26 protein-coding genes are annotated in these 26,640 nt (G+C 58.9%); 16 read left to right on the top strand and 10 right to left on the bottom strand.

Annotated elements, in window-relative coordinates:
* Window positions 1–10: 10 nt before the first annotated feature.
* Complete coding sequence (locus ASF29_RS23140) at window positions 11–592, bottom strand: hypothetical protein (protein WP_062453018.1); 582 nt, start codon at window positions 590–592, stop codon at window positions 11–13.
* 142 nt (window positions 593–734) lie between these two features.
* Here ASF29_RS23140 and ASF29_RS23135 point away from each other — a divergent pair, with 142 nt between their 5' ends.
* The 6 genes from ASF29_RS23135 to ASF29_RS23110 all read left to right on the top strand — a co-directional run bounded on the left by ASF29_RS23135 (window position 735) and on the right by ASF29_RS23110 (window position 8,522).
* Window positions 735–1,805, top strand: a complete 1,071-nt coding sequence (locus ASF29_RS23135) for an MBL fold metallo-hydrolase (RefSeq protein ID WP_062453017.1) — start codon at window positions 735–737, stop codon at window positions 1,803–1,805.
* Window positions 1,806–3,632: 1,827 nt separating this feature from the next.
* Window positions 3,633–4,535, top strand: coding sequence for a diaminopimelate epimerase (gene dapF / locus ASF29_RS23130; protein ID WP_062453016.1), 903 nt, complete (start codon window positions 3,633–3,635; stop codon window positions 4,533–4,535).
* Complete coding sequence (gene mtaB / locus ASF29_RS23125; RefSeq protein WP_062453015.1) at window positions 4,532–5,806, top strand: tRNA (N(6)-L-threonylcarbamoyladenosine(37)-C(2))-methylthiotransferase MtaB; 1,275 nt, start codon at window positions 4,532–4,534, stop codon at window positions 5,804–5,806. Before dapF ends, mtaB begins: the two co-directional genes overlap by 4 nt.
* A gap of 21 nt (window positions 5,807–5,827) precedes the next feature.
* Complete coding sequence (ftsY, locus tag ASF29_RS23120; RefSeq protein WP_062453014.1) at window positions 5,828–7,276, top strand: signal recognition particle-docking protein FtsY; 1,449 nt, start codon at window positions 5,828–5,830, stop codon at window positions 7,274–7,276.
* A gap of 2 nt (window positions 7,277–7,278) precedes the next feature.
* Entirely contained in the window at window positions 7,279–7,929 is a 651-nt protein-coding gene (locus ASF29_RS23115) for a septation protein A (RefSeq protein ID WP_062453013.1), read from the top strand.
* Between the two features lie 11 nt (window positions 7,930–7,940).
* The gene (locus tag ASF29_RS23110; protein WP_062453150.1) at window positions 7,941–8,522 is read left to right on the top strand and encodes a DUF2585 domain-containing protein; all 582 of its coding nucleotides are present in this window, start codon (window positions 7,941–7,943) and stop codon (window positions 8,520–8,522) included.
* A 161-nt stretch (window positions 8,523–8,683) separates the two neighbouring features.
* Here the strand turns inward: ASF29_RS23110 and ASF29_RS23105 are convergent, their stop codons facing one another.
* From ASF29_RS23105 to ccmA, 5 genes are all read right to left on the bottom strand, one after another.
* Complete coding sequence (locus ASF29_RS23105; protein ID WP_062453012.1) at window positions 8,684–9,286, bottom strand: DsbE family thiol:disulfide interchange protein; 603 nt, start codon at window positions 9,284–9,286, stop codon at window positions 8,684–8,686.
* Window positions 9,283–9,459: a heme exporter protein CcmD gene (gene ccmD, locus ASF29_RS23100; RefSeq protein ID WP_062453011.1), complete on the bottom strand. Its 177-nt coding sequence runs from the start codon at window positions 9,457–9,459 to the stop codon at window positions 9,283–9,285. The genes ASF29_RS23105 and ccmD overlap by 4 nt, the downstream gene beginning before the upstream one ends.
* Entirely contained in the window at window positions 9,456–10,226 is a 771-nt protein-coding gene (locus tag ASF29_RS23095) for a heme ABC transporter permease (protein WP_062453010.1), read from the bottom strand. The genes ccmD and ASF29_RS23095 overlap by 4 nt, the downstream gene beginning before the upstream one ends.
* Before the next feature lie 45 nt (window positions 10,227–10,271).
* Entirely contained in the window at window positions 10,272–10,931 is a 660-nt protein-coding gene (ccmB, locus tag ASF29_RS23090; RefSeq protein ID WP_062453009.1) for a heme exporter protein CcmB, read from the bottom strand.
* 229 nt (window positions 10,932–11,160) lie between these two features.
* On the bottom strand, window positions 11,161–11,802 hold the full coding sequence (gene ccmA, locus ASF29_RS23080; protein ID WP_062453007.1) for a heme ABC exporter ATP-binding protein CcmA: 642 nt from the start codon (window positions 11,800–11,802) through the stop codon (window positions 11,161–11,163).
* Between the two features lie 273 nt (window positions 11,803–12,075).
* Between ccmA and acnA the strand changes: the two genes are divergently transcribed.
* The 3 genes from acnA (at window position 12,076) to ASF29_RS23065 (ending at window position 16,413) form a co-directional block, all read left to right on the top strand.
* A complete protein-coding gene (gene acnA / locus ASF29_RS23075) occupies window positions 12,076–14,769 on the top strand; it encodes an aconitate hydratase AcnA (protein ID WP_062453006.1) in 2,694 nt (897 codons plus the stop codon).
* 211 nt (window positions 14,770–14,980) lie between these two features.
* Window positions 14,981–15,733 (top strand): thioredoxin family protein, encoded by a 753-nt coding sequence (locus ASF29_RS23070; protein ID WP_062453149.1) that lies wholly within the window; start codon window positions 14,981–14,983, stop codon window positions 15,731–15,733.
* 287 nt (window positions 15,734–16,020) lie between these two features.
* A complete protein-coding gene (locus ASF29_RS23065; protein ID WP_062453005.1) occupies window positions 16,021–16,413 on the top strand; it encodes a DUF2794 domain-containing protein in 393 nt (130 codons plus the stop codon).
* Between the two features lie 78 nt (window positions 16,414–16,491).
* Here the strand turns inward: ASF29_RS23065 and ASF29_RS23060 are convergent, their stop codons facing one another.
* The 3 genes from ASF29_RS23060 to ASF29_RS23050 all read right to left on the bottom strand — a co-directional run bounded on the left by ASF29_RS23060 (window position 16,492) and on the right by ASF29_RS23050 (window position 20,734).
* The gene (locus tag ASF29_RS23060; protein ID WP_062453004.1) at window positions 16,492–17,229 is read right to left on the bottom strand and encodes a Bax inhibitor-1/YccA family protein; all 738 of its coding nucleotides are present in this window, start codon (window positions 17,227–17,229) and stop codon (window positions 16,492–16,494) included.
* Window positions 17,230–17,468: 239 nt separating this feature from the next.
* On the bottom strand, window positions 17,469–20,024 hold the full coding sequence (locus ASF29_RS23055) for an ABC transporter permease (RefSeq protein ID WP_062453003.1): 2,556 nt from the start codon (window positions 20,022–20,024) through the stop codon (window positions 17,469–17,471).
* Window positions 20,024–20,734, bottom strand: coding sequence for an ABC transporter ATP-binding protein (locus tag ASF29_RS23050; RefSeq protein WP_062453002.1), 711 nt, complete (start codon window positions 20,732–20,734; stop codon window positions 20,024–20,026). The genes ASF29_RS23055 and ASF29_RS23050 overlap by 1 nt, the downstream gene beginning before the upstream one ends.
* A gap of 83 nt (window positions 20,735–20,817) precedes the next feature.
* Here ASF29_RS23050 and ASF29_RS23045 point away from each other — a divergent pair, with 83 nt between their 5' ends.
* Window positions 20,818–21,468 (top strand): arylesterase, encoded by a 651-nt coding sequence (locus ASF29_RS23045; protein WP_062453001.1) that lies wholly within the window; start codon window positions 20,818–20,820, stop codon window positions 21,466–21,468.
* Between the two features lie 68 nt (window positions 21,469–21,536).
* Complete coding sequence (gene thpR, locus ASF29_RS24220) at window positions 21,537–22,130, top strand: RNA 2',3'-cyclic phosphodiesterase (RefSeq protein ID WP_082453715.1); 594 nt, start codon at window positions 21,537–21,539, stop codon at window positions 22,128–22,130.
* Here the strand turns inward: thpR and ASF29_RS23040 are convergent.
* Window positions 22,064–22,543, bottom strand: a complete 480-nt coding sequence (locus ASF29_RS23040; RefSeq protein ID WP_062453148.1) for a low molecular weight protein-tyrosine-phosphatase — start codon at window positions 22,541–22,543, stop codon at window positions 22,064–22,066. The genes thpR and ASF29_RS23040 overlap by 67 nt on opposite strands.
* A gap of 31 nt (window positions 22,544–22,574) precedes the next feature.
* On the opposite strand from ASF29_RS23040, the gene ASF29_RS23035 reads away from it, so the two are divergent.
* From ASF29_RS23035 to ASF29_RS23015, 5 genes are all read left to right on the top strand, one after another.
* Window positions 22,575–22,880 carry a 4a-hydroxytetrahydrobiopterin dehydratase gene (locus tag ASF29_RS23035; RefSeq protein ID WP_062453000.1) on the top strand — a complete coding sequence of 102 codons (306 nt, stop codon included), beginning with the start codon at window positions 22,575–22,577 and terminating at the stop codon, window positions 22,878–22,880.
* A 52-nt stretch (window positions 22,881–22,932) separates the two neighbouring features.
* On the top strand, window positions 22,933–23,310 hold the full coding sequence (locus ASF29_RS23030) for a YkvA family protein (protein WP_062453147.1): 378 nt from the start codon (window positions 22,933–22,935) through the stop codon (window positions 23,308–23,310).
* A gap of 279 nt (window positions 23,311–23,589) precedes the next feature.
* A complete protein-coding gene (locus ASF29_RS23025) occupies window positions 23,590–24,093 on the top strand; it encodes an invasion associated locus B family protein (RefSeq protein ID WP_062452999.1) in 504 nt (167 codons plus the stop codon).
* A 246-nt stretch (window positions 24,094–24,339) separates the two neighbouring features.
* Window positions 24,340–25,533: a 23S rRNA (adenine(2503)-C(2))-methyltransferase RlmN gene (gene rlmN, locus ASF29_RS23020; RefSeq protein WP_200925570.1), complete on the top strand. Its 1,194-nt coding sequence runs from the start codon at window positions 24,340–24,342 to the stop codon at window positions 25,531–25,533.
* Window positions 25,534–25,638: 105 nt separating this feature from the next.
* A complete protein-coding gene (locus tag ASF29_RS23015) occupies window positions 25,639–26,592 on the top strand; it encodes an ABC transporter substrate-binding protein (protein ID WP_062452997.1) in 954 nt (317 codons plus the stop codon).
* Window positions 26,593–26,640: the final 48 nt, after the last annotated feature.

Genomic DNA, 26,640 nt, shown 5'->3' with positions numbered 1-26,640 from the left:
CGCCGTCAGATCAATTCTTCGAGCCTTTGGCGAGATATTCCAGGCGGTAGCGCTCGATGGCGACATTGTATTTCATGACATTGTCTGAGCTCTTGGACGCTTCCATGGCCATGACGCGGACCCAGCGCCCGGCTTCCTGCGAAAACTCGTAGGGCGTGAGGTTATGCTCTTCAAGAACCTTGGCAGGGTCGAGCTTGAGTTCGGTTGCCGCCTGCAAATGCCCCTGCACGCGCGCATAATCGTCCAGCGTCGCCAGCTTGCCCTCGATGTCGACCTGCTCGGTCTTGGCGAAACGGCCCCGGTTGGGATCGCCGAATGCCTCGCCGAACACCCGCATGACGTCGCCATCGGGGGCGGATGTCTTCAGCGCCTCGGTAAAGGCAACATCGACGGCCTCATAGGAATGCATGTCGAGACCCAGTACGGCGATCACCTCCTGCTTGTCCTGATGGTTGGCGATCCGTCCGTTGGCCGAGGCCCATTCCTCGAAGGTCACGCCGTTCACCGGTTCGGGCAATGGTTCGGCCCGCACCGTAGCCGCCAGCATGAGCAGAAGCACAAACGGAAGGGCAAGAAATCTGAGGATCGTCATGGTGGCGTCTCCTGAAATATGTTTACGAACATGAAAAATCGAAATGGTTGTACGTCGGGAGTTTTACAACAATTTTTCAAAATTCGACAAGCCTGACGCCGCCGGCATTGAATGCGGGGCTTCGCAGACTTACACATGAGGGATGAAAAGACGAAGCCTCTTCAAACTCTCATTCCTCGGCGCGCTTCTGGCAGGCGGCGGTCTTTACGCGCGCCAGTCCAGCGCCAGCGCCTATTATAAAGGGCCCCTGTCGGATCATTTCGATGGCGTGCGCTTCTTCAACCCCGGCGGCGAAGCGCCCAATGGCTTCATGGACCTGATGAAGTGGCGTTTCGATGGCAACAAGGCCACATGGCCGGACGCCTATCCCAGCCCCTTCCCCTTCGTCAAACCGGATGAGCGTGTTGGTGGCACGAACCTGCGCGTCACCTTCGTCGGCCACGCGTCCTTCCTCATCCAGACGGCGGGCCTGAATATTCTGGTCGATCCCGTCTGGTCGGAGCGCACCAGCCCCTTCAGCTTCGCCGGTCCCAAGCGCGTCAATCCGCCGGGGATCCAGTTCAAGGATCTGCCGCCGATCGACCTCGTGCTGGTTACGCATAATCATTACGATCATCTGGATACGGAAACGCTGCACCAGCTGCACATCCACCACAAACCGCATTTCATCACGCCACTCGGCAACGATGCCGTCATCCGCACCCGTGTCGAAGCGGCCAAGATCTCCGTGGGTGACTGGGGCGATGTGCTGACCATCGCTCCCGATGTCAAAATCCATTTCGAGCCCTGCCATCACTGGTCGGCCCGCGGCCTCAACGATCGCCGCATGGCGCTCTGGGCCGCCTTTGTCATCGAAACACCAAGCGGCAAGATTTATCACATCGGCGATACCGGCTTCCACGGCGGCCTGAATTACCACGCCGCTGCTAAAAAACACGGCTCTTTCCGCCTCGCCAACCTGCCGTTTGGCGCTTACGAGCCCCGCTGGTTCATGAAAGGCCAGCACCAGAACCCGTCCGAAGCGGTGGAAGGCATGAAAATCTGCAACGCCGCCTACGCCTGCGGCCACCATTGGGGCACAGTCCAGCTCACCGACGAAGCCATCGATGCCCCGATCATTGCGCTGAAGGCAGCGTTGAGTGAACACGGTGTTGCCGAAGACCGCTTCCACCCGATGCGACCGAGCGAGGTGTTTGACGTGCCGATGGTTTGAGGGTGAGAGGCAAGACGTCTCGCTTGCGGTTTCTCATATTGAGATTTTTTTAAGATATTGGAATTGCTCTCTCTTCCGCTATTTTAGTTGATTGGCAGAGCCAGCCGCTCACCCCCCTCTGTCCTGCCGGACATCTCCCCCACAGGTGGGGAGATCGACTCGTGGATGGTGCCCCGGCCACCTCAAAGGCTGCGGATAAAGCGGGGAGCGCCCGTCTTGCCGATCTCCCTCCTTGTGGGGGAGATGGCCGGCAGGCCAGAGGGGGGTAAGCCCCAACCTCCAACCTCACGATACGCACCCCAAACCACCCACACCCAAAATACTTCCCAACCAAATCAATCCCTTACCCAAAACCCCGCAAAAAACACCAGAAATCCCCCCGCAACTTTCTCAATGGCGCGCGAATCACCCGCACAATGGTCCCGTTCCGCCCTCGGATACACCGCAAGGCGTTGCGGCGAGGCGGGACCGGCGCTGGGGTTGGAAGGGTGACGCAAACCTTTCAACCTCGGGGTCGGGCAGCGATCTCCCCGGTGGGACGGGAGAAAGGYGGCGGCGGTTTCGGACCGGCTGTCGTTGCCTTTCCAATGTCCGGACCGGCCCGGCATGTCTTTGCTGCAAAACACCGTTTCGGGTTTTGCGGGTGAGGTGCCCACCACCGGGTGTACCGACAGCTCATCGTCCTCTGGTCGAACGCGGCCATGGGGATTGAAGCGAAAGTCAGGCGGTACACAGGAACACGCTGCATCTGCCCCGCACCGTTGTGAGACGACGCGGACGGATCGCAAGGGAAACCGCAGCCATGTGCGCTGTGGAWCGCCCTTGCGGAGAACGGATCGATGGCTGCGGGCGCTTCGTCAGAATGAAGCCTCGCATCCTCGARGGCAGATGTGGCCGAACTGGCAGGGTGATGATCCGGCAACGGGCCATCGCCACCCGGAGGGTTGAGGGTCGGACCTTGAAATGTCCGACCGTTCCAACGGCAAGGCCCCCTTGCCCTCCCGGGTTCTGCCAGCCGTGGCAAGAGGATCGCTGTTTGGCCAAAAGAGCTGAACGGGGCGCTGCGAGGTGCCATTCTTAGACTACCCAACGAGGCAACTTACAGCGCCCCGTCCGAAGGATCGCTGTTTGGCCAAAAGAGCTGAACGGGGCGCTGCGAGGTGCCATTCTTAGACTACCCAACGAGGCAACTTACAGCGCCCCGTCCGAATACCCATGGCCGCGAATGGTGATGGACAGATGAGAGAAGGTCATGCCACGGGCAGGTGCTGCCGCGTGAACGGCGAAGCTTGTGTGAGCGGTGGCCGGGTTTTTGATAGGATTGGATTTGGTGAGGAAGCAACCCTCATCCTGAGGTGCCCCGCAGGGGCCTCGAAGGATGAGGGTTGCGGGCTTGGGGCAGGATGCGCGGCGGATGCTTCGAGGCCCCTGCGGGGCGCCTCAGCATGAGGGCGGCGGGTGTGGCAACCGGGAGCCTATCGAGAGGTCAGTGCACGCCGCTCACCCCCCTCTGGCCTGCCGGCCATCTCCCCCACAGGTGGGGAGATCGGCAGGTGGCTTCGCTCCCGGCCATTTCGACGACTGCGGAGGAGGTTGGCGCAGAGGGTGCGGATGAACCGGCGGGCCTGCGCCCAGCCGATCTCCCTCCTTGTGGGGGAGATGGCCGACAGGCCAGAGGGGGGTATGCCACACCCGCCGCACCCATACGGTACACTCAACACCCAAAACGCCCCTACCAAAACACAACTCTCAGACTCACCACCACACTGGTAATTCCCAGCCATTTCCGCCATATAAGCTCAAAACCCACAACACAGGCTCAACAACATGACGGATACGGTCGAATTCGCGAAGATGAACGGGCTTGGCAACAAGATTCTCGTTGTCGATATGCGCGGCCGCAAGGACATGGTGACCCCGCAGGCGGCGATTGCGCTGAATGCGGATGCTGACACCGCCTTCGACCAGATCATGGCCATCCACGATCCGCGCGCGCAGGGCACGGATGCCTATATCGACATTCTCAATTGCGATGGCACCAAGGCGCAGGCCTGCGGCAACGGAACGCGCTGCGTGGTGCAGGCGCTGGCGTCGGAGACCGGCAAGAAGAGCTTCACCTTCCAGACGGTTGCTGGCATTTTGAACGCCAGTGAACACGAGGACGGCATGATATCCGTCGATATGGGCATGCCACGCTTCAACTGGAACGACATTCCGCTTGCCGAAGAATTCCACGATACCAGCCGCATCGAGCTTCAGATCGGGCCGATCGACAACCCCATGCTGCATTCGCCCGCCGTCATGTCGATGGGCAATCCGCATGCGGTGTTCTGGGTCAACAGCGATCCGATGGAGTTCGATCTGGAGCGCTTCGGGCCGCTGCTGGAAAACCACCCGATGTTTCCCGAAAAGGCCAATATCACGCTGGCGCAGGTCATCTCCGACAGCACGTTGCGCACCCGCACCTTCGAGCGTGGCGCGGGGCTGACGCTGGCCTGTGGCTCTGCCGCCTGTGCCGCCGCCGTCTCCGCTGCCCGCACGGGCAGAACGGGACGCACCGTCGAGATCGATGTCGCCTCCAGCCCGGTCCGCATTCCGCTGACCATAGAATGGCGGCAAGACAACCATGTCGTCATGACGGGCCCTGCCGAATGGGAATGGGCTGGCACAGTCGATCCGGTCACCGGCACCTGGGCTCGCGATGCGGCACTGGCACAGGCGGCCCTATGAGCGGCGTCGAGGTCATAACCTTCGGCTGCCGCCTCAACACCTACGAATCGGAAGTTATGCGGGCGGAGGCCGAAAAGGCGGGGCTGAACAATGCCGTGCTGGTCAACACCTGCGCCGTAACAGGCGAGGCTGTGCGTCAGGCACGCTCGGCCATCCGCCGTGCGCGGCGCGAAAACCCGCATGCCCGCATCATCGTCACCGGCTGTGCCGCGCAGACGGAAAAAGAAACCTTTGCCGAAATGCCGGAGGTCGATGCCGTGCTGGGCAATGAGGAAAAGCTGAAAAGCGCCTCCTACCGCGCTTTGCCGGATTTCGGCGTGTCGGCGGAAGAAAAGCTGCGCGTCAACGATATCATGAGCGTGCGCGCCACCGCGCCGCAGATGATCAAGCACATCGACGGGCATGTGCGCGCCTTCATTCAGGTGCAGAACGGCTGCGACCATCGCTGCACCTTCTGCGTCATTCCCTATGGGCGCGGCAATTCCCGCTCGGTGCCGATGGGTGCCGTGGTGGATCAGGCCCGCAAGCTGACGGAAAACGGATACCGCGAAATCGTGCTGACCGGCGTCGATGCCACCAGCTACGGGGCGGATCTGCCGGGCGAGCCCTCGCTGGGCTATCTGGCCAAGACGCTTCTCAAACAGGTGCCGGATATCCTGCGGCTGCGGCTGTCCTCCATCGACAGCATCGAGGTGGACAGACATCTGCTGGATCTCATCGCCGATGAGCCACGCTTCATGCCGCATCTGCATCTCTCGCTCCAGCATGGCGATGACATGATCCTGAAACGTATGAAGCGCCGCCATCTGCGCGCCGATGCCGTCAGCTTCTGTCATCAGGTCAAGGCGCTGCGCCCGGAGATGGCGTTCGGTGCGGATATGATTGCCGGTTTCCCGACCGAAACCGAGGAGATGTTCGAAAACGCCGCGACCCTTGCGGAAGAATGCGGCATCTCCAACCTGCATGTTTTCCCTTACAGCCCGCGTCCCGGCACGCCAGCGGCGCGCATGCCGCAACTGGACCGTGGGCTGATCAAGCAGCGGGCAGCAAGGCTGCGGCTGCGCGGCGAAGCCTTGCGGGATGCGCATCTGACCGGCATGGTCGGCACCACGCAGACGGTGCTGGTCGAGAATAACGGCTTTGCCCATACGGACAATTTCACCCTCGTTGCCGCAGGCGATCTTGCGCCGCGCACCCTTGCGCAGGTGCTGATTACCGGTCACAACGGAAAACACCTGCATATGCAATGTCTGTCGGCGCAAGCCGCCTGACGTCAAGGATACGGAACAGTCATGGCCCTCGGCTTCATCAAAAAAGTGTTTTCCTTCGGCAAGGACAAGGCCGAGACGGATAAGCCGGACGCGGACCAGACGCCTCTCTCCACGAGCGATCACCCGACCACCTTCGAAGAGGTGTTGAGCGAGGCCGAAGCGCATGCGCCCGTTGCCGACGATCCGGTCTCCGATATCGAGATGGACACCGCAGGCGGCCCTGCCCCGGATGATGTGGTCGATGATGCCACGATCAACGATGAGGACGAAGACGCGCCGCTTCTGCCGGGCACCGAGCAGGTCGGCGATATCGGCATGGTGCCGCTATCGCTGTTGCAGGCAGAGGCTGCAGCCGAGGAACAGCCCGCCGCCGCGCTGGAAGATGTAGCCGCTGACGCACCGCTCGATGTCGATGCAATGGATGATATTCTGGCCGAGGCGGAAGCTGCCAGCGTCGAAGAGCCCTCGGAAACTGCTGTTACGCCCGCTGCCCTCCCCAAGGGCTTCGCATCGGCAAGCGACCGGGTCTTGGCCGTCGAGCCCGCGCCAGAAATCAAACTGACATGGTTCCAGCGTCTGCGCGCCGGACTTTCCCGGACATCATCGCAACTGACCAGCCAGATTTCGGCCCTGTTCACCAAGCGCAAGCTGGATGAAGACACGCTGGATGAGCTGGAAGACCTGCTGATCCAGTCCGATCTCGGGCTGGAAACCGCCATGCGCATCACCGGCGCGCTGTCATCCGAACGCTACGGCAAGGATGTCAGCGGTGAAGACGTGGCGCGCATCATGGCCGGTGAAATCACCAAGGTCCTTGCACCGGTCGCCAAGCCGCTGGAGCTTGACCTGTCGCACAAGCCGCATGTCATCCTCGTCGTCGGCGTCAATGGCACCGGTAAGACCACGACTATCGGCAAGCTGGCGGCGAAGCTGTCCGGTTCCGGCCTCAAGGTCATGCTGGCGGCGGGCGATACGTTCCGCGCCGCTGCCATCGAGCAGTTGAAGATCTGGGCGGATCGCACCGGTTCGGAATTCATCGGCACCAAGCTGGGCGCCGATGCTGCGGGCCTTGCCTATGACGCCTTCGAGCAGGCGCGGGCGAAGAAAAGCGATGTGCTGATCATCGATACGGCTGGCCGTTTGCAGAACAAGGCCGAGCTGATGGCCGAGCTTGAGAAGATCGTGCGCGTGCTGGCCAAGCTCGATCCCGATGCGCCGCACACCGTGTTGCAGACGCTGGATGCGACGACCGGGCAAAATGCCTTGAACCAGGTGGAGATTTTCCGCAACATCGCGGGCGTCTCCGGCCTGATTATGACAAAATTGGATGGCACGGCCCGCGGCGGTATCCTCGTCGCCATCGCTGCCAAGCACAAGCTGCCGGTTTATTTCATCGGTGTCGGCGAAGGCGTGGACGATCTGGAGCCGTTCGAAGCGGAAGATTTCGCGAAAGCGATTGCGGGAGTTTGAGTATGGACGTGGAAAGCAATCAGCGCGAAAGCGAAAAAATGGTGCGGGAAATCAGCCCGCTGTTGAAGTTCGCGCTCGAGCTTGGACCGCTGCTGATTTTCTTCTTTGCCAATTCCAAGGGCGAGTGGCTGGCAACGACTTTCCCGGTTCTGACCGAGTTCGGTGGCCCGATCTTCATCGCCACCGGCCTGTTCATGATCGCGACGATCGTTGCGCTCACGGTCTCGTGGATCCTGACGCGCACCCTGCCGATGATGCCGCTGATCTCCGGCATCGTCGTGCTCGTCTTCGGCGCGCTGACGCTCTATCTGCAGAACGATACCTTCATCAAGATGAAGCCGACCATCGTCAATGCGCTGTTCGGCGTCATCCTGCTGGGTGGCCTGCTGTTCGGCCAGTCGCTTCTCGGCTACGTCTTCAACTCGGCCTTCAAGCTCAATGATGAAGGCTGGCGCAAGCTCACCTTCCGCTGGGGCTTCTTCTTCCTGTTCCTCGCGGTCCTCAACGAAGTCGTCTGGCGCGGATTCTCGACCGATACCTGGGTCGCCTTCAAGGTCTGGGGCACCATGCCCATCACCATCATCTTCACCATGGCGCAGATGCCGCTCATCATGCGCCACTCCGTCGAGCCGTTGACGAAAGACAAGAAATGACAGTTCCGGGCATGTCCGTATCGCGTTCGACGTCCTACAAATGGTTCGGTGTCGCCGCGGCTCTGCTCGTCGCGCAAATCGTCATTCTGTATTTTATGGGCCGCGTTCCCATCTGCGAGTGTGGCTATGTCAAGCTGTTCGAACCGGGCGTGAACACACCGGGCAATTCCCAGCATCTGGCCGACTGGTACACGCCGTCGCACATCATCCACGGCTTCCTGTTCTACGGTCTTGCCTGGCTCCTGTTTCGCAAGCAGACCATCGGGATGCGGTTGTCCTTTGCGGTTCTGATCGAGGCTGCCTGGGAGCTTCTTGAAAATTCGCCCATCATCATCGATCGCTACCGCACCGCCACCATGGCGCTGGGTTACAGCGGCGACAGCATCTTGAACTCGGCCATGGACACAGTGTTCATGGTGCTGGGCTTCTTCTTCGCGGCCCGCATGCCGATCTGGCTGACCATCGTCATTGCGATCTTCTTCGAGATATTCACCGGCTGGCTGATCCGCGATAATCTGACGCTGAACGTGCTGATGCTGGTTGCACCTGTAGACGCCATCAAGGAATGGCAAAACGCTCTGCCAGCTTCGTAAAGACGAGACTAGAGCGTTTCCTTGTTAAATGGAAATTTCCGCCAGGACAAAGGCGATCGGCTCGACCGTACCGTGGGGTATGCCCTTCGCCAATCGCCTTTGTCCTGGCGAAAATCTGCTCCGGCAGAACGTCTCCATTTAACAAGGAAACGCTCTAAGGCTCAGTCGCCTGCGATCGCTCTTTCGATCGCCGGTATAAGGTCGCGCTCATAGGTGGCGGCATCGATAGGGCCGACCTTTTTGTAGACGATGGTGCCGTCTTTGCCGACCAGATAGGTTTCGGGAATGCCATAGACACCCCAGTCGATGGCAGCTTTGCCATTCGGATCGATACCGATGGCGTCGTAGGGATTACCGAGTTCGCCGAGGAAACGCAGTGCGTTGTCCGACTTGTCCTTGTAATTGATGCCGACGACATTCAGCCGCTCGTCCTTCGATATTTCCTTCAGCATCGGATGTTCCTGACGGCACGGCACGCACCACGAGGCAAAGACATTGACCAGCGTCACCTTGTCTTTGATGACCGCATCGGTGAGCCCGGGAAGGCCGGAGCCCTCCAGCGGCGGCAGTGCCAGCGATGGCGCCTTGGTGTTGATCAGCGCAGATGGAATGGCGCTGACATCCAGCCCATTCACATCCTGCTCATACAGCATCTTGGCGGCGATGGCGGCAAAGCCTGCGAAGGCGAGCAAGGGCAAAAGCGCAAGAAGCACGCGTGCCTTTTTGCCCGAAGAGGCGGGCGCGATCTGACTATCCTTCGTCATGCGGATGCTCCGTCGGATGGGGCAGGGCGCGCACGGCGGCGGATGCCGGAGGCTTCCAATTGCGCCAGTTCACGCTTTCGGGCGCTGCCATCCAACCAGACCCAGGCGATAAGGGCGACGACGATCAGGCCGGTCAGTCCATAGGACATGCCGATATAAAAAGCGTGGCTCATGGCTTGGCACTCTCCCGGCTTGCCATGCGGGCAGCCAGACGGCGTTGGGCCGCAATGCGTCTGCGCCAGATTTCATTGCGCATGGCAGCGATGTGAAGGGTAAAGAACAAAAGCGTAAAGCCGAGCGCCATGATGAGCAGCGGCCAGAGAAACTCCGATGCAATGGCCGGGCCATTCATGCGAATGACGCTGGCAGGCTGGTGCAATGTGTTCCACCATTCAACCGAGAACTTGATGATGGGGATGTTGACGAATCCGACGAGGATCAGCACCGCGCTTACGCGGGCAGCCTTTGAAGGATCGTCCATGGCCTTGTTGAAGGCGATGAGGCCAAGATACATCAGAAACAGGATGAAGACGGAGGTCAGTCTGGCATCCCACACCCACCATGTGCCCCACATAGGCTTGCCCCACAGCGAGCCGGTAACGAGCGCGATCAGCGTAAAGGCGGCACCGATGGGCGCGGCGGACCGGTGGGCGACATCGGCCAGCGGATGACGCCAGACCAGTGTGCCAATGGCCGATGCCGCCATGACGGTGTAACACATCATCGACAGCCAGGCGGCGGGCACATGCACATACATGATGCGCACCGTGTTGCCCTGCTGGTAATCGCTATCTGTCGTAAAGGCCAGATAGAGACCGACGGCGAGACAGAGTGCCGACAGCCCCGCCAGCCACGGCAGAATGCGAGTGGCCAATGCCAAAAACCGCGTCGGGTTGGCAAGATCGCTGAATTTGGTAATGGCGAGGCTCGTATCGTTCATGGCGTCTTTCTACAGCGAGAGCGTGATGGCCGCAATTGATCCTTATCAATCCATCGAACTGCGCAATGCCAAAGCGGCAAAGAACGGACCGACGACCGATGAAAAAAGCGTGATGGCGATTAGGATCAGGAATGGCGGCATGAAGGGAGCGGGGTCCTGCACGGCGGCGTAGGACGCGCTGACACCGAAGATCAGTACCGGGATGCAGAGCGGCAGAACGAGGATCGATACAAGCAATCCGCCGCGTGGCAGAGCCACGGCCACCGCCGCACCCACGGCCCCGATGAAGGTCAGCGCAGGTGAGCCGACGAGAAGCGTCAGCATGACAGCGCCGATGGCAACCTCGCTCATATTCATGAACAGGCCCAGCAGCGGTGAGGCGATGACCAGCGGCAGGCTGGTGGCGGTCCAATGCGCGAGGCATTTCACCAGAACCGTCAGCACCAGCGGGTTTTCCTGCATCAGAATAAGATCGAGCGAGCCATCGTCGCGTTCGGCCTGAAACAGACGGTCGAGGCCGAGAAGGGCTGCGAGAAGCGCGCCGATCCAGACGATTGCCGGGCCGATGCGCGACAGCAGATTGAGGTCAGGGCCAACACCGAAGGGGATGACGGCGACGACGGTCATGAAGAAGAGGACGCCGATCAGCGCCCCGCCGCCCGCGCGGATGGAGAGTTTGAGGTCTCGGAGGAAGAGGGCGGTCATGTGGTGCCGCCTTTATGGGGTTTGAAGGGGATGGTCTGGACGCAGTGGGTGTGGCTACCCCCCTCTGCCCTGCCGGGCATCTCCCCCACAAGGAGGGAGATCGGCTGGGCGCTCTGACACCACTTCACTCTCGACGCGAGAGATGGCCGAAAGGTCGCCGCGAGTCGATCTCCCTCCTTGTGGGGGAGATGCCCGGCAGGGCAGAGGGGGGTAGCGGCATACTCGACGATCACCACGCTATCTCCACCCCAGCAAACCCCGTCATCCGCAACTCCTGCGCAGTCTCCAACCCAAGCGGTTGATGCGTCGCAGCCACGACAATGCCGCCACGAGCAAGATGCGCCTTCACCAACCCGGTAAACATCACATCCGCGCTCGCATCCAGTGCCGCCGTCGGTTCGTCCAATATCCAGACCGGCCGCCAGGAGACCAGAAGTTTTGCCATGGCGAATCGGCGTTGCTGGCCTGCCGAGAGATAACCGAACGGGAGATGCGTGATTCCCGAGAGGCCGACAGTTTCCGCCGCCTCTTCGATAGTCAGCGACGCACCTCCGTTGAAATCACCCAAAAAATCTTTCCAGAAGGAGAGATTTTCGAACACGCTCAATTCCTGTTTCATGGCGTTGCGGTGGCCGAGATAGTGGCTGGCTTCGCTGGCCTGCGTGCCGGTTTCGATCCCTTCGCCGGCTATCTTTACGCTGCCTGTTTCCGGTCGAAAAAGTCCCGCAAGAACGCGTAAAAGCGTGGACTTTCCCGACCCGTTCGGCCCCGTCAGCACCAGCGCCTGCCCGCTCGTTAACTTGAAGGAAACATTCATGAATATCAAATCTTCCCCACGGCGGGCGGAAAGATTTTCTGCTGTCAGCAGCATGGGATCATCTCGTTTAAGATTTTAATCATCTCGATGACAAAAAAATCGATTTAGGTCTTTTTCCGGTCTGGCACGTTTCGATGAAATTATCTATATGACTTTCAACCACGCCAGCGGTCGGCGTGATCATCATATAGCGCCGGACCTGAAGGGTGTGAAAACATCCCTCTCGTGCGGACAGCGGAAATGACCGTACCCGCATCCTGATGTGCACACTTTGCACAGGGGTCCGCACGCGCGTGTTGGCTATCAGAGGAAGCGGGGTTTCTATCCGTGGCTAAATCTCTCGACAGTTTCAATTGTCGCTCCGTTCTTACCGTCGATGGTAAGGACTATGTTTATTTCAGCCTGCCGAAGGCGGAAGCGAACGGCCTGACAGGCGTTTCCAAGCTCCCCTACTCGATGAAGGTTCTGCTTGAGAACCTGCTGCGCTTCGAAGACGGCCAGACCGTTACGAAGGAGCACATCACGGCCGTTGCCGAATGGCTGAACAACAAGGGCCGCGTCGAAAACGAAATCGCCTACCGCCCTGCCCGCGTTCTGATGCAGGACTTCACCGGCGTTCCAGCCGTGGTCGACCTTGCCGCCATGCGCGATGCGATGGTGGCTCTGGGTGGCGATCCTGAAAAGATCAACCCTCTCGTTCCCGTCGATCTGGTCATCGACCACTCTGTTATCGTTGATGAATTCGGCACGCCGACAGCGTTTGCCCGCAACGTGGAGCTGGAATATGAGCGCAACGGCGAGCGTTACCGCTTCCTGAAGTGGGGCCAGCAGGCGTTCAAGAACTTCCGCGTCGTTCCGCCCGGCACCGGCATCTGTCACCAGGTGAACCTCGAATATCTTGGCCAGACCGTCTGGACAAAGGAAGAAGACGGCGAAACCATCGCCTACCCAGACACCTGCGTCGGCACCGACAGCCACACGACCATGATCAATGGTCTGGGCGTTCTGGGCTGGGGCGTTGGCGGTATCGAAGCCGAAGCAGCCATGCTTGGCCAGCCGGTTTCCATGCTTCTGCCTGAAGTCATCGGCTTCAAGCTGACGGGCAAGGTCAAGGAAGGCGTCACCGCCACCGACCTCGTGCTGACAGTCGTTCAGATGCTGCGCAAGAAGGGCGTCGTGTCCAAGTTCGTTGAATTCTTCGGCCCCGGTCTTGATTCGATGACGCTGGCCGACCGCGCCACCATTGGCAACATGGGTCCGGAATACGGCGCGACCTGCGGCTTCTTCCCGGTTGATGGCGAAACCATCAACTACCTGACCATGTCTGGCCGCACCAAGGACCGCATCGCGCTGGTCGAAGCCTATTCCAAGGCGCAGGACATGTGGCGTACCGGCGACGGCTCCGACCTCGTCTTCACCGACACGCTGGAACTCGACCTCGGCGACGTCGTGCCATCCATGGCTGGTCCAAAGCGTCCTGAAGGCCGTCTGCCGCTCGAAACCATCGCACCGAACTTCGCGACTGCGCTCGAAAACGACTACAAGAAGCCCGGCCAGCTCGACACGCGTTATGCGGTTGAAGGCGAAGCTTTCGATCTTGGCCATGGTGACGTTGCGATTGCTGCTATCACCTCGTGCACCAACACGTCCAACCCATCGGTTCTGATTGCTGCCGGACTTCTGGCCCGCAACGCGGTTGCCAAGGGTCTGAAATCCAAGCCTTGGGTCAAGACGTCGCTCGCACCGGGATCTCAGGTCGTTGGCGAATATCTGGAAAAGTCCGGTCTGCAGAAGGATCTGGATGCCATCGGCTTCAACCTCGTCGGCTTCGGCTGCACGACCTGCATCGGCAACTCCGGTCCGCTGCCTGCGCCGATCTCCAAGACCATCAACGACAAGGGTCTGATCACCGCTGGCGTTCTCTCCGGCAACCGTAACTTCGAAGGCCGTATCTCGCCGGACGTTCAGGCGAACTACCTCGCTTCTCCGCCGCTCGTCGTTGCCTATGCTCTGGCCGGTACGGTTCAGAAGGACCTGACGACGGAGCCGCTTGGTACGGGTTCCGATGGACAGCCTGTATTCCTCAAGGATATCTGGCCGACATCTGCGGAAATTCAGGAATTCATCCTGAAATACGTCACGCGTGAACTCTACGAGTCCAAATATGCCGACGTATTCAAGGGTGATGAGAACTGGCAGGCCGTTCAGGTTCCTCCGGGCCAGACCTATGCCTGGGACGACAAGTCGACCTACGTCCAGAACCCGCCTTACTTCGTGGGCATGGGCAAGACCGGCACGGGCCTCAAGAACATCAAGGGCGCACGCGTTCTCGGTCTCTTCGGCGACAAGATCACCACCGACCATATTTCTCCGGCCGGTTCGATCAAGGCTGCGTCCCCTGCCGGTGCATACCTGACCGACAATGGCGTGGGCGTTGCCGACTTCAACCAGTACGGCACACGCCGTGGCAACCATGAAGTGATGATGCGCGGCACCTTCGCCAACATCCGTATTCGCAACCACATGCTTGGGCCAAACGGCAAGGAAGGTGGCTACACCATCCACTATCCGTCCAAGGAAGAGATGTCGATTTACGATGCGGCCATGCAGTACAAGGCCGAAGGCGTTCCGCTCGTCATCTTCGCAGGCGTGGAATACGGCAACGGCTCTTCGCGTGACTGGGCTGCCAAGGGCACCAACCTGCTCGGCGTCAAGGCCGTCATCGCGCAGTCCTTCGAGCGTATCCACCGTTCCAACCTCGTCGGCATGGGCGTTGTCCCGTTCGTCTTCGAAGAAGGCACGACATGGGCAAGCCTCAACCTCAAAGGCGATGAAACGGTCGAGATCGACGGTCTCGAAGGCGACATCAAGCCACGCGAGAAGAAGATCGCCAAGATCACCTATGGCGACGGCACCGTGAAGGAAATTCCGATCCTTTGCCGCATCGATACGCTGGATGAAGTGATCTATATGAACAATGGCGGCATTCTGCAGACCGTTCTTCGCGATCTGGCTGCATAAGCTGGTCTTCGTCACACATGAAAACGCCGGGAGCACTCCCGGCGTTTTTGCGTTGAAGGATGAGGTATCTGGGTGCAGAGTGCTTCGTGATCGGCACTCACCCCATCGTTACTTTCTATTGAGGGGGCTCTGGCGCTATTTTCCGCCTGCGTCCTGACATTTATTGATAGCATCAATGGTCTGGATTGGCGTCCAGACAAAGGTTCTTGCAATGTCTCTGAAATACGGGCCTCTTACATTCGGTCTCGCGCTGTGCACACTGGGTGCGCTGGCGGCGGCATCCGCTCAGGCGCAGGAACAATTGAAGGGCGTCGTTGAACTGTTCACCTCTCAAGGGTGCGCGTCATGCCCGCCTGCGGACGAAGCGTTGCGAAAGCTGATCCAGAAGGGTGACGTCGTGGGACTGTCCTATCACGTCGATTACTGGAATTATCTGGGCTGGGCGGATTCGCTGGCGTCTAAGGAGAATACCGAACGCCAATATGGATATGCGCGGGCTCTTGGCCGCAACAATGTCTACACGCCACAGGCGGTGGTAAACGGTCGCGACCACGTGAAGGGCGCTGATACGCAGGCCATCTATAATCGCCTCGACGCGTTCAAGAAGGCAGGCGAGGGCTTAAGCGTTCCGGTAAAGGCGCAGCGGCTCAACGATGAAATTGCGATCGATATCGGACAGGGACATGGCAAGGCCGATGTGGTCGTTGCCTATTTCAATCGCGAACAGATCGTCGATGTCCAGAAGGGCGATAACCAGGGAAAGAAGATTTCCTATTGGCACAGCGTCTATGACGTGCAGACAGTCGGCATGTGGGATGGAAAATCCATGACGGTCAAACTGCCAGCCAGCATCATGAGCAAGGCCAAGGATGGTGGCTGCGCGGTGCTGCTGCAAACGACGGATGCACAGGGAAACCCTGCTGCCATCATAGGCGCGAGTGTGTTGCTGACATCGGGGGGGTAAGTCGTCCGCTGAAAGCGGGGAGATCCGATCCGGGCATTGGGGGCTGGGGGTAAAGGGTCAATGCACCGGACCGGGTCATCTTGGTGCCTAGGCATCAATTGACTTCAGCAATATTCCACCCAATTCGGGCCATGGTTTGACCGAAATAGGGCAATTTCAGATGTAGCGCCTGCCCAAATTATTACCAGCGCGCGCGTTTTTCTGCGCCCCATGCGAGACTTGCAATTTGGTGTCAGCGGCGGCAGACTGTCGTGAAAATGTCATTCGCAGTTGAGCGAGGTTGCCTGATGACCGATCAGCCGGATTTGCAGCGTGCAGCTTCATCCCATAGAGACAGCTCTTCCGTCATCGACCTTCGGGAATATAAGCAGAGCAAGGATCCTCTTCCGATCACCTTTCATCGTCGGGAGCTGGATGCGATACTTCGTATTTACGGGCGCATGGTGGGTGAGGGTGAATGGCGCGATTACGCCATTGATCATCTGAAGGACAAGGCCGTTTTTTCCGTCTTCAAGCGTTCCGGCGAAATGCCGCTGTTCCGGATCGAAAAGAACCCCAAGCTTGCTGCAAAGCAGGGCGCTTTCAGCGTCGTCAATGTCAATGGCCGTATTCTGAAGCGTGGGCACGACCTGCCGCAGGTCCTGAAGGTCTTCGACAAGGTTCTCAAGCTGATTGAGTGAATTGATTCGATTCCAGCAAAGCGGACAACAAAAAAGGCGGCCCGAGAGCCGCCTTTTGCATATTCATTTCAAACCTGATCAGTCGTCGCGGTTTCCGAGAAACTGCAGCATGAACATGAACAGGTTGATGAAGTCGAGGTACAGCGTCAGCGCACCCATGATGGCCTTGCGACCAGCCACGGCGACGTCGTCACCATCGAAATACATTTCCTTGATCTTCTGCGTGTCATAGGCTGTCAGACCCGCGAAGATCAGCACGCCGATGGCGGAGATCGCAAAGCCCATGGCAGACGACTGAAGGAAGATGTTGACGATGGACGCGATGATTAGGCCGAACAGACCCATGATCAGGAACGAGCCCATGCCGGATAGGTCCTTCTTGGTGGTGTAGCCGTAAAGCGACAGGGCACCAAACGAAGCAGCCGTGATGAAGAACGTCTGGACGATGCTCTGGCCGGTGAAGACCAGGAAGATCGAGGACAGAGAAATACCCATCAGCGCGGCATAACCCCAGAAGGTTGCCTGCGCGGCCGGTACGCTCATCTTCTGAATACGGAAGCTCAGGAAGAACACCAGAGCCAGCGGTGCGAACATGATGACCCAGCGCAGCGGCGACTGATAAAGTGCCTGTGCGACGGCCGGGTTGGAAACCGCCAGAGTGTAGGTACCGAACGACGCCACGCCGGTAATGACCAGCGCAAGAGCCATCAGGTTGTAGACCTTCAGCATGTAGGTGCGAAGACCTTCGTCGATCATCGCGCCAGACTGGACACGGCCCTGGGCCATGCGGTTCTGGTAATTGTTAAAATCAGCCATTGTTTCCTCTTATGAGCTCCGAAATTTCTACGGTGTCGGGATATGACCGTCATCACGACTATATCCCAGGCGCCGCTGCGGAGCTACAGCAAGCCTATCGAAGAATATGAGGGTATCGCGTTTCAGTTACAAGAGCTTCAAAAAACGAAAAAACACCGTATGCGCGAAAAGCGATAACATTTTAGAGATCGTTTGCCGGGATTGAACGCTAAAGTTATGTCGTGCACAACTTTCCTGGTTTATTCACCAGCCTGCCTTAGCGCCGGAGCCGCCTTCTGTCCCAGAATGCGCCAGGTGCCGATGAGGCCGATGCCCACGGTCATGACCAGCGCGACGACGATTGTTGTTATGGCAACATCGGGCAGGAAGATTGAAGGAAGCTTCATGATGCGGGCGATGACGAACCAGGCCGATACCCCACCTGCCAGCAGCGCGAAGACAGCGGTGGCCAATCCGAGTATGACGTATTCATAGGAGAAGGCCCGGATCAGCATCATGCGTGTGCCGCCCAGGGTCTTCAATATGACCGCGTCATGGGTGCGGGCACGGTTGCCCGCTGCAAGCGCACCGGCAAGCACCAGAACGGACGCAATCAGCGCAACGGCTGCGGCAGCCCGGATTGCGGTGGCGAGCTGATCGACGAGCCGGTTGACCACGTCAAGAGCATCCTTGACCCGAACCGTGGTGATGGTTGGGTAAGCGTTGGTGACGCTGCGAAGGATTTCGCCTTCTTTTGCGGGCGTCGCCGATGGGTCCGACAGGGTTGCCAGCCAGGCATGTGGCGCACCCCGGAAGGTGTTGGGGGAGAAGACCATGACGAAATTGAGGGAGAGAGACTCCCACTGCACGTCGCGCAGATTGGCGATCTTCGCGGTGATGTTGCGTCCCAGAACGTTGATGGTGACGCTGTCGCCGATCTTGAGACCGAGCTCACCCGCCTCCTCGCTGGCAAAGGACACGAGCGGTTCGCCACTGTAATCCTTTTCCCACCATGTGCCCTGCGAGAGCTTGGCATTTTCGGGAATGTCCTGCGAATAGGTAATACCGCGATCTCCCCGAAGCACCCAGCGGCCGGCAGCAGGAACGTCCATCTTGGTCACGTCCTGGCCATTGAGCGCAAGGATGCGCCCGCGCAGCATGGGCACCTCGGTCAGCACGCCCTCGGGCGCCTGCTTTTCCAGTAGGCCGCGAAAACCGTCGCGGTCGGCACTTTGAATATCGACGAAGAAGAAATTGGGTGCGCGCTCGGGCAGGCTTCCAGTCAGTTCGCGGCGGAGGTTGCCATCGATCAAGGTCAAGGTGACGAGCAATGTCAGCCCAAGGCCGAGCGACAGAACGACCGATGGCGTCAGGGCGCCGGGGCGGTGGATATTGCCAATGGCCAGACGCAGCGCGGCGGAGTGAACGCGCGGGCTTCTTTTCGCCAATGCCTTGATGCCCCAGGCCACCAGTCGCAGCACGATGAAGGCAAAGGCGACGGCACCCAGAAAGACGGAAGCGATAAAACGCTGTTCGGCAGAGAAAATGGCCAAAGCTGCCAGCGCTGCCAGGAGGAAAGCCGTGGCAAGAAGATAGGGCCATGACGGCAAGCGGTTCTCTTCAAACCCCTGCTCGCGAAACAATGCCGTCGCAGGCACTTCGCGTGCCTGTCCCAGGGGAAGGATGGCAAAAGCAAGCGTTGTCAGAAGTCCGAAGATGGCCGCCAGACCCAGTGCGGCGGGGTAGATGGCAAGGCCCTGGGGTACCGGCAGAACGCCTTCCAAAAAACGCATCGCCACCAGAGGTGCGATGGCGCCTAGCACAAGGCCGATCAATACCCCGATCAATGCGATGAACGCGATCTGAAACAGATAGGTCATCGTGACGACGCTGGCAGGCGCGCCAAGGCATTTCAAAGACGCAATCGTTGTACGTTTGGAATCCAGAAAGGCACGCACGGCATTGGCGACACCGACACCGCCGACAATAAGGGCCGTGAGCCCGACAAGTGTCAGGAACTGGGAAAAACGGTTGACGTTTTCGGTCAGCGACGGCGCGGCGCGGTCACTGGTGCGAATGGACCAGCCAGCATTGGGCAGTTCATTGTTCGTCGCATCTGTGATCGTCGCGCGCTTGGCGGGATCAATGAGGCGAATCTTGTAGGCGTGCTCCACCAGACTTCCCGCCTGCACGAGGCCGGAAGCAAAGAGCGCATCACGGCTGATCATCAGACGCGGTGCAAAGCCGAATCCATCCGAGAGGGCATCCGGCTCGGTGGCGACGGTGGCAGACAGCTTGAGGCGGACATTGCCGAGCAGCAACTCGTCGCCAATCTTAATTCCCAGCCGTTCCAGAAGGAGAGGCGCGGCGACCGCACCATAGGTATCGCCCTGTTTTGCCAAGAGTTGGGAAAGGGGGGCAGCCGGTTCCGCTTCGAAGGTGCCGTAAAGCGGGTATGCGCCGTCGACCGCTTTCACTTCGGCGAGCGTTTGCCGGGATCCATCGGCAAGGCGTGCCATGGAGCGCAGGCCGGAGGAAACTGCGACCTGACCGAGACTGTCCATATAGGCGCGCTCGTCATCAGAGGCTTCGCGATTGCGCAACTCGAAGCGCACGTCGCCTGCTAAAATGGACTGGCCTTGTGTCGCAATTGAACTGGTGACGGCACGAGACACGGAGTTGACCGCCGCGATGGCACCGGTACCCAAGGCGATACAGGCGAGGAAAATGTAAAATCCGCCCAGTCCGCCGCGTATCTCCCGCCGCGCGAGACGTAGCGCATTGCGGATGTTGAGCGCCGACGGCAACGCCCCCATCACGCGGAAACCGCCTGTTTTTCTGCCGGGGCTGCACTATCGCCTTCGATGGTGCCGGAGCGAACCCTGATCTGGCGCGAGCATCGCGCTGCAAGGGAAATATCGTGCGTGACGAGGATCATGGTCATGTCGCGTTCCGCCTGCTTTGCGAAGAGCAGATCTGCGATCTGCTTGCCTGTGTCTGTATCGAGATTGCCGGTGGGCTCATCGGCAATCAGCACGGCAGGCGAGGGGGCCAGCGCACGGGCAATGGCCACACGCTGCTGTTCACCGCCCGAAAGTTGGCCTGGGTAATGATTGAGCCTTTCTCCCAGCCCGACTGCGACCAATTCCTTCTTCGCGATCTCGAAAGCATTGGCGATGTTTGCGAGCTCCAGCGGGACAGCGACGTTTTCAAGTGCCGTCATGTTCGCAATAAGGTGGAAAGACTGGAAGACGATGCCGATATTCTTGCCGCGAAATTCCGCCAATGCGTCTTCGCCAAGCTTGTGGAGGGGCGTTCCAGCAATCGTGATCTCGCCGCTGTCCAGACGCTCCAGCCCGGCCAGAACCATCAGAAGTGTCGATTTTCCCGAGCCGGAAGGCCCGACGATACCGACGGCTTCGCTTTCTGCGATGCTCAGATCGATCTTTTTCAAAACATGGACGGAAGCGGCGGCACTGCCCAGAGTGAGATCGGCTTTATTCAGATCGATGATGCTTTTCGTCACAATTCGCGTTCCTATATGAAGGATAAGGGCAGTCTGACATATCGGATGGTCCCGTCACTGCCTGTCAAATTAGGAATGCCATCATGCGATTTAAAGCCGTTGCCGCTCAATTCATCGTCATCTGCGCAACCGCGCTTGGTGCTTTCTCGGTTCAGGCGCAGGACAAGCCCGTGCAACTGGTGGGTCTCGGGGACAGTCTGATGGCCGGTTACCAGCTGCCACCGTCAGACAGTTACACAGCCCAACTCGAAACGGCGTTGAAAGCGAAGGGCGTCAATGTGTCCATCGCCAATGCGGGGGTGTCGGGTGATACCAGCGCCGGCGGACTTGCGCGGGCGGAATGGTCCGTACCCGACGGAACGGATGGGGTCATCCTGGAACTCGGTGCCAATGACGCGCTGCGCGGAATCGCTCCCGAAGAAACCGAAAAGAACCTCGATGCCATCATTTCCGGATTCCAAAAGCGCAAGATTCCCGTTCTGCTGATTGGCATCATGGCCCCGCCGAACATGGGTGGAGACTTTGCCGACCGCTTCAATGCCATCTATCCAAGCCTTGCACAAAAGCATGGCTTGCCTCTCTATCCGTTTTTTCTCGATGGTGTCGTACTCGACCAGTCCCTGCAGCTGGAGGATAAAATGCATCCGAATACCAAGGGTATAGCCGTGATGGTGGAGAAATCCCTGCCCACGGTGGAAGACTTCATAAACACTATCGGTGCGCAAAAAAAATAAGCGCTTGCGCCAGACTGCGTTGCATGATTCGCTGTACATGTTCTGCCAAAAGATTCGGGGAGCTCGCCATGCCGAGACTGTTTACCGCCCTCGAAATTCCGCGCAATGCGGCCATGAGCCTCTCATTGTTGCGCGGTGGTCTGCCGGGTGCCCGGTGGATTGATGTGGAGAATTATCACATCACTTTACGCTTCATAGGCGATATCGATAATCGTACGGCCGATGAGGTCGTCAACAGGCTCGATCGGATCGAGAGGCCTGAATTCCAGATCAACCTCACGGGGATCGGCTCCTTCGGCTCCAAAAAGCCTCACTCGATCTGGGCAGGTGTCTCGCCCTCTGCGGAAATGAGTGCCTTGCAGGGCGAGATAGAGCGGATCTGCCAGCGACTGGGACTGCCGCCGGACCCGCGCAAATTCACGCCTCATGTCACACTCGCCCGGCTGAGAAGCTCAAGGCTGGATGATGTCGTGCATTACCTGTCCGGGCGCGGCGATTTTAGGACCTCCACCTTTACGGTCGGGCGCTTCGTGCTGATGTCGTCAAAGGAATCGGTCGGGGGCGGTCCTTATATCGTGGAGGAGGCCTTCCCACTTCATGAGGCCCGCCCCGTCTCGATCTTTTCGAGCATGGACATGCACCCCGCCAAGAGCATGTTGTAGACGGTCTCGAAGCCGTCTCCCGTGCCGTAATAGGGGTCGGGAACATTCTCCCGCCGGCCGTCTGCGTAGTCTGAAAACAGGTGCAGCTTTTGCATCTGTGGATCGGACGCCAGCGTACGAAGATGGGCGAGGTTTTTCTCATCCATGGCGAGGATAAGATCGAATATCTCGAAATCCTCCTGTCGAAACTGACGGGCAATCTGAGTGGAGATATCGATGCCGTGCCGGCGGGCCGTGTCGATGGAGCGAGGATCCGGCGCGTCACCCGCATGCCAGCCGCCGGTGCCTGCAGAATCGACGAAAAACCGGTCCTGCATTTGCCGTGCAGCGAGGATGTGAGAGAATATGCCTTCCGCCAGTGGCGAGCGGCAGATATTTCCCATGCAAACAAACAGGACCGCTGTGCGTTTCATGAATCCATAGCCCCGAAAAAGGATGACATCCATGAAATATCCCAAACTCGACAAAGATGCCATCGATCGCGAACTGGCCGATTTGAAGGGATGGGCCTTGCGCGAAGACGGGCTCGCAATCGTCAGGACCTTCAAATTCGCCAATTTCGCCGAAGCCTTCGGTTTCATGGCGGAGTGCGCGCTGTCTGCCGAGAAACTGAACCATCACCCCGAGTGGTCGAATGTCTATTCGCGCGTGAAAGTTTGCCTGACGACGCATGATTCCCAGGGCATTACCGAGCGAGACGTCCTTCTGGCCAACGCGATGCAAAAAGCAGCGGCAGGCCGAAGCGATTGAATGAAAGGGCTTACCCCCTATATAATCTTCCATGACCAAAGGACACACGACGATGGATGACGTGAAAATTGGTGAAATCCTGCTGCCCGGCGAGCCCGACAAGCAGGAGGAACGCGAGCATGAGGTTCGCGCCAAGTTCTGGCCGAAAATGAAGCGCGTGATGAGCAAGGTGCCGTTCGCGCGCGATGCGGTTGCGGCCTATTACTGCGCGACGGACCGCAACACGCCGTTTCGCGCAAAAGGTGTGCTTCTGGCCGCGTTGGGCTACTTCATCATGCCGATGGACGTGGTTCCAGACGTGTTTGCCGTCATCGGTTTTACGGACGATATTGCCGTTCTGACGGCTGCGCTCGCCATGGTGCGCGCCCACATCAGAATGGAACATTACGAGGCTGCAGACGCCGCAATCGACGCCCTCAAGACAGAGTAACGGCTCTGTGATGCCGTGTTGGCGATGCTGCCGTTGGCTGACAAATTCTTGCCTGAATTCTTGTGTCAGTGCTGGAGATGCAACCACGGTTCGTGTTTGCTTCGCTGGCGCTGGGAGACGCTTATCTGTTACACGATGATGCAAATCTCAAGTTTTAGCGTCAGCGTTGACGGTTTGGTAACCGATCTTTAGCCAATATCAAGATGACGGACTTCACCTAGCATCGGCCCGGCGTAGCCGTTCGGCCAACTGGAAGACAATAACCCGGCAGGAAATTCTATGTTTGTAAGAAGTGTAGCAACCGCAGTCGCCATTTTGCTGACAAGTGTCGGCATAGCATCTGCACAGTCGCCCACGCGCATCCAGCAGTTCAATGCTTGGGGTGCCTATTCGTACAAGTCGGGTAACAGCACCGTTTGCTATGTTCTGTCCATTCCAACCGCCAAGGAACCGACCAGCGTCGACCACGGCGACATTTTCTTCATCGTTTCCCAGCGCCCGGGACAGAACATCTCCTATGAGCCTCAGGCCATGGTCGGATACAGCCTTCGTGAAGGCTCCAAGGTCAACGTCACCATCGACAGCAAGAATTTCGTGATGTTTACCAAGGACAAGGCTGCCTGGGTCGAAAATGCCGCCGAGGAACCTGCGCTCGTGGCTGCGATGAAGGTGGGCAAATCGATGACAGTCAAGGCGACCTCCGCCCGTGGCACGGCAACCTCCTACTCCTATTCGCTGTCGGGTATTTCGGCTGCGCTGAAGCAGATCGAACGCTGCAAGTAACGCCTTTCTGTCGATCTTTTCCAATGGCCGGTCGATGACCGGCCATTTGCGTTTGGGCCTTTTTGATGTTAAAGGCCCGTCAACAAAACAGGCGGACGCGAAACACGCGCCTTGCCTTGTGGATTTTTCTCGACATGCAGATGATGTTCCGCCTCGTTTTCGGGCCGGTTTCGCTCTGCAATGGCTGATGGGATACAGACGATGTCCGTACTGGAAGCAACTGCCGGTCTGGCGATCAAGGCACCAATGGTCGCCAACAAGGATCTGATGGCCGACAAACCCTCGCTGATCGGTATCACCCGCGAGGAGATGGGCGATGCGCTGCTGGATGTCGGCGTTGCGCCAAAGCAGATCAAGATGCGCGTCAGCCAGTTGTGGAACTGGCTTTATGTGCGTGGCGTCTCCGACTTCGACCACATGACCAATGTGGCCAAGGACCTGCGCGAAAAGCTGAAAGTCCATTTTACCATTGCGCGTCCCGAGATCGTCGAGGAGCAGGTGTCCAACGACGGCACCCGCAAATGGCTGATGCGCTTTCCGCCGCGCGGTGCCGGGCGTCCCGTTGAAATTGAAACGGTCTATATTCCCGAAGAAGGTCGCGGCACGCTGTGCATTTCCAGCCAGGTCGGCTGTTCGCTCACCTGCTCCTTCTGTCACACCGGCACCCAGAGACTGGTGCGCAACCTGACGGCAGAGGAAATTCTGGCTCAGCTTCTGGTCGCCCGCGACCGTCTGGGGGATTTTCCCGATCGCGAAGCACCGCAGGGCACCATCATGCCAGCCGAAGGCCGCAAGGTTTCCAACATCGTCATGATGGGCATGGGCGAACCGCTTTATAATTTCGAGCATGTGAAGACCGCATTGCTGATCGCGACCGATGGCGATGGCTTGTCGCTGTCCAAGCGCCGCGTGACGCTGTCCACATCGGGTGTCGTGCCGGAAATTTTCCGCACGGGTGACGAAATCGGCGTGATGCTGGCCATCTCGCTGCATGCCGTGCGCGACGAGCTGCGCGATATGCTGGTGCCGATCAACAAGAAATATCCGCTGAAAGAGCTGATCGAGGCCTGTCGCAATTATCCCGGCCTGTCGAATGCCCGCCGTATCACCTTCGAATATGTGATGCTGAAAGACGTCAACGACAGTCTGGAAGACGCCAAGATGCTGACGCAGCTTCTGAAGGGCGTGCCTGCCAAGATCAACCTCATCCCCTTCAACCCATGGCCCGGCACAAACTACCAGTGCTCGGAATGGGCGCAGATCGAGAAATTCGCCGACTTCATCAATCAGGCCGGTTATGCCTCGCCGATCCGCACCCCGCGTGGGCGCGATATTCTGGCGGCCTGCGGCCAGTTGAAGTCGGAATCTGAGCGTATGCGCAAGACCGAACGCATGGCTTTCGAGGCGATGATGATCGCCAATCACGGCGCGGACGACTGATCAAGAAAAACAATTGATCGATGAGTTCGGCATTGTGCGATTGATTTCGTTTTAACCCTTTCTTAAAGAGGGCCACGACAAGCGAAACAATCGGAGGAATATCCCATGCGCGCACTCGTTCTGGCGCTCGCCGCTGCATCAGCCCTGGCCTTGCCCGTAAAGGCGCAAGATGTGACGGTTGCCGTCACCGCCATTGTCGAGCATCCTGCACTCGACGCCGCCCGCGACGGCGTGAAGCAGGCTCTTGCCGATGCCGGATATAAGGAAGGCGAGAACCTGAAATTCGTCTACCAGTCCGCACAGGGTAACCCCGGCACCGCTTCTCAGATCGCCCGACAGTTCGTCGGTGATGCGCCCGACGTCATCGTTCCGATCTCCACACCCTCCGCACAGGCCGTCGTTTCCGCAACACGCGATATCCCCATCGTCTTCACCGCCGTTTCCGACCCCGTCGGCGCACAGCTGATCAAGTCCATGGACAAGCCCGGCCGCAACGTCACCGGTCTTTCCGACGCGCTGCCCGTCAACGAGCATCTGGCGCTGATCAAGAAAATCGCTCCCAATGCCAAGACCGTTGGCTACATTTACAATTCCGCCGAAGCCAACTCCGTTTCGACGCTGGAGCTTCTGAAGACAGAGGCCGCAAAGGCCGGTCTGACGGTCGTTGAATCCGTCGCCACCAAATCTGCCGAAGTGCAGGGCGCGACCCGCGCTCTGGTGGGCAAGGCTGACGTGATCTACGTGCCCACGGATAACACCATCGTGTCGGCCTTCGAAGCCGCCGCCAGCGTCGCCTCGGAAGCCAAGATTCCGCTGTTTGCTGCCGATACGGATTCCGTTGCCCGTGGTGCTGTTGCCGCTCTCGGCTTCAACTATTTCGACGTGGGCAAGCAGACGGGTGCGGTTGTCGTTCGCATTCTGAAGGGTGAAAAGCCCGGCGACATTCCGGCGACCGTTGCTGTCGGCACCGATCTCGTCCTGAACAAGAAGGCTGCTGAAAAGGCTGGCGTGACGTTCCCCGAGAGCGTGACGAAGCGTGCGACGAAGATTATCGACTAAAAGACCAACTACCCTCTCGTCATCCTCGGGCTTGTCCCGAGGATCTAC

It is taken from the genome of Rhizobium sp. Leaf262 (genome assembly GCF_001422245.1).
GTDB lineage: Bacteria > Pseudomonadota > Alphaproteobacteria > Rhizobiales > Rhizobiaceae > Agrobacterium.
This window is presented reverse-complemented; position numbering and strand designations above follow the sequence as displayed.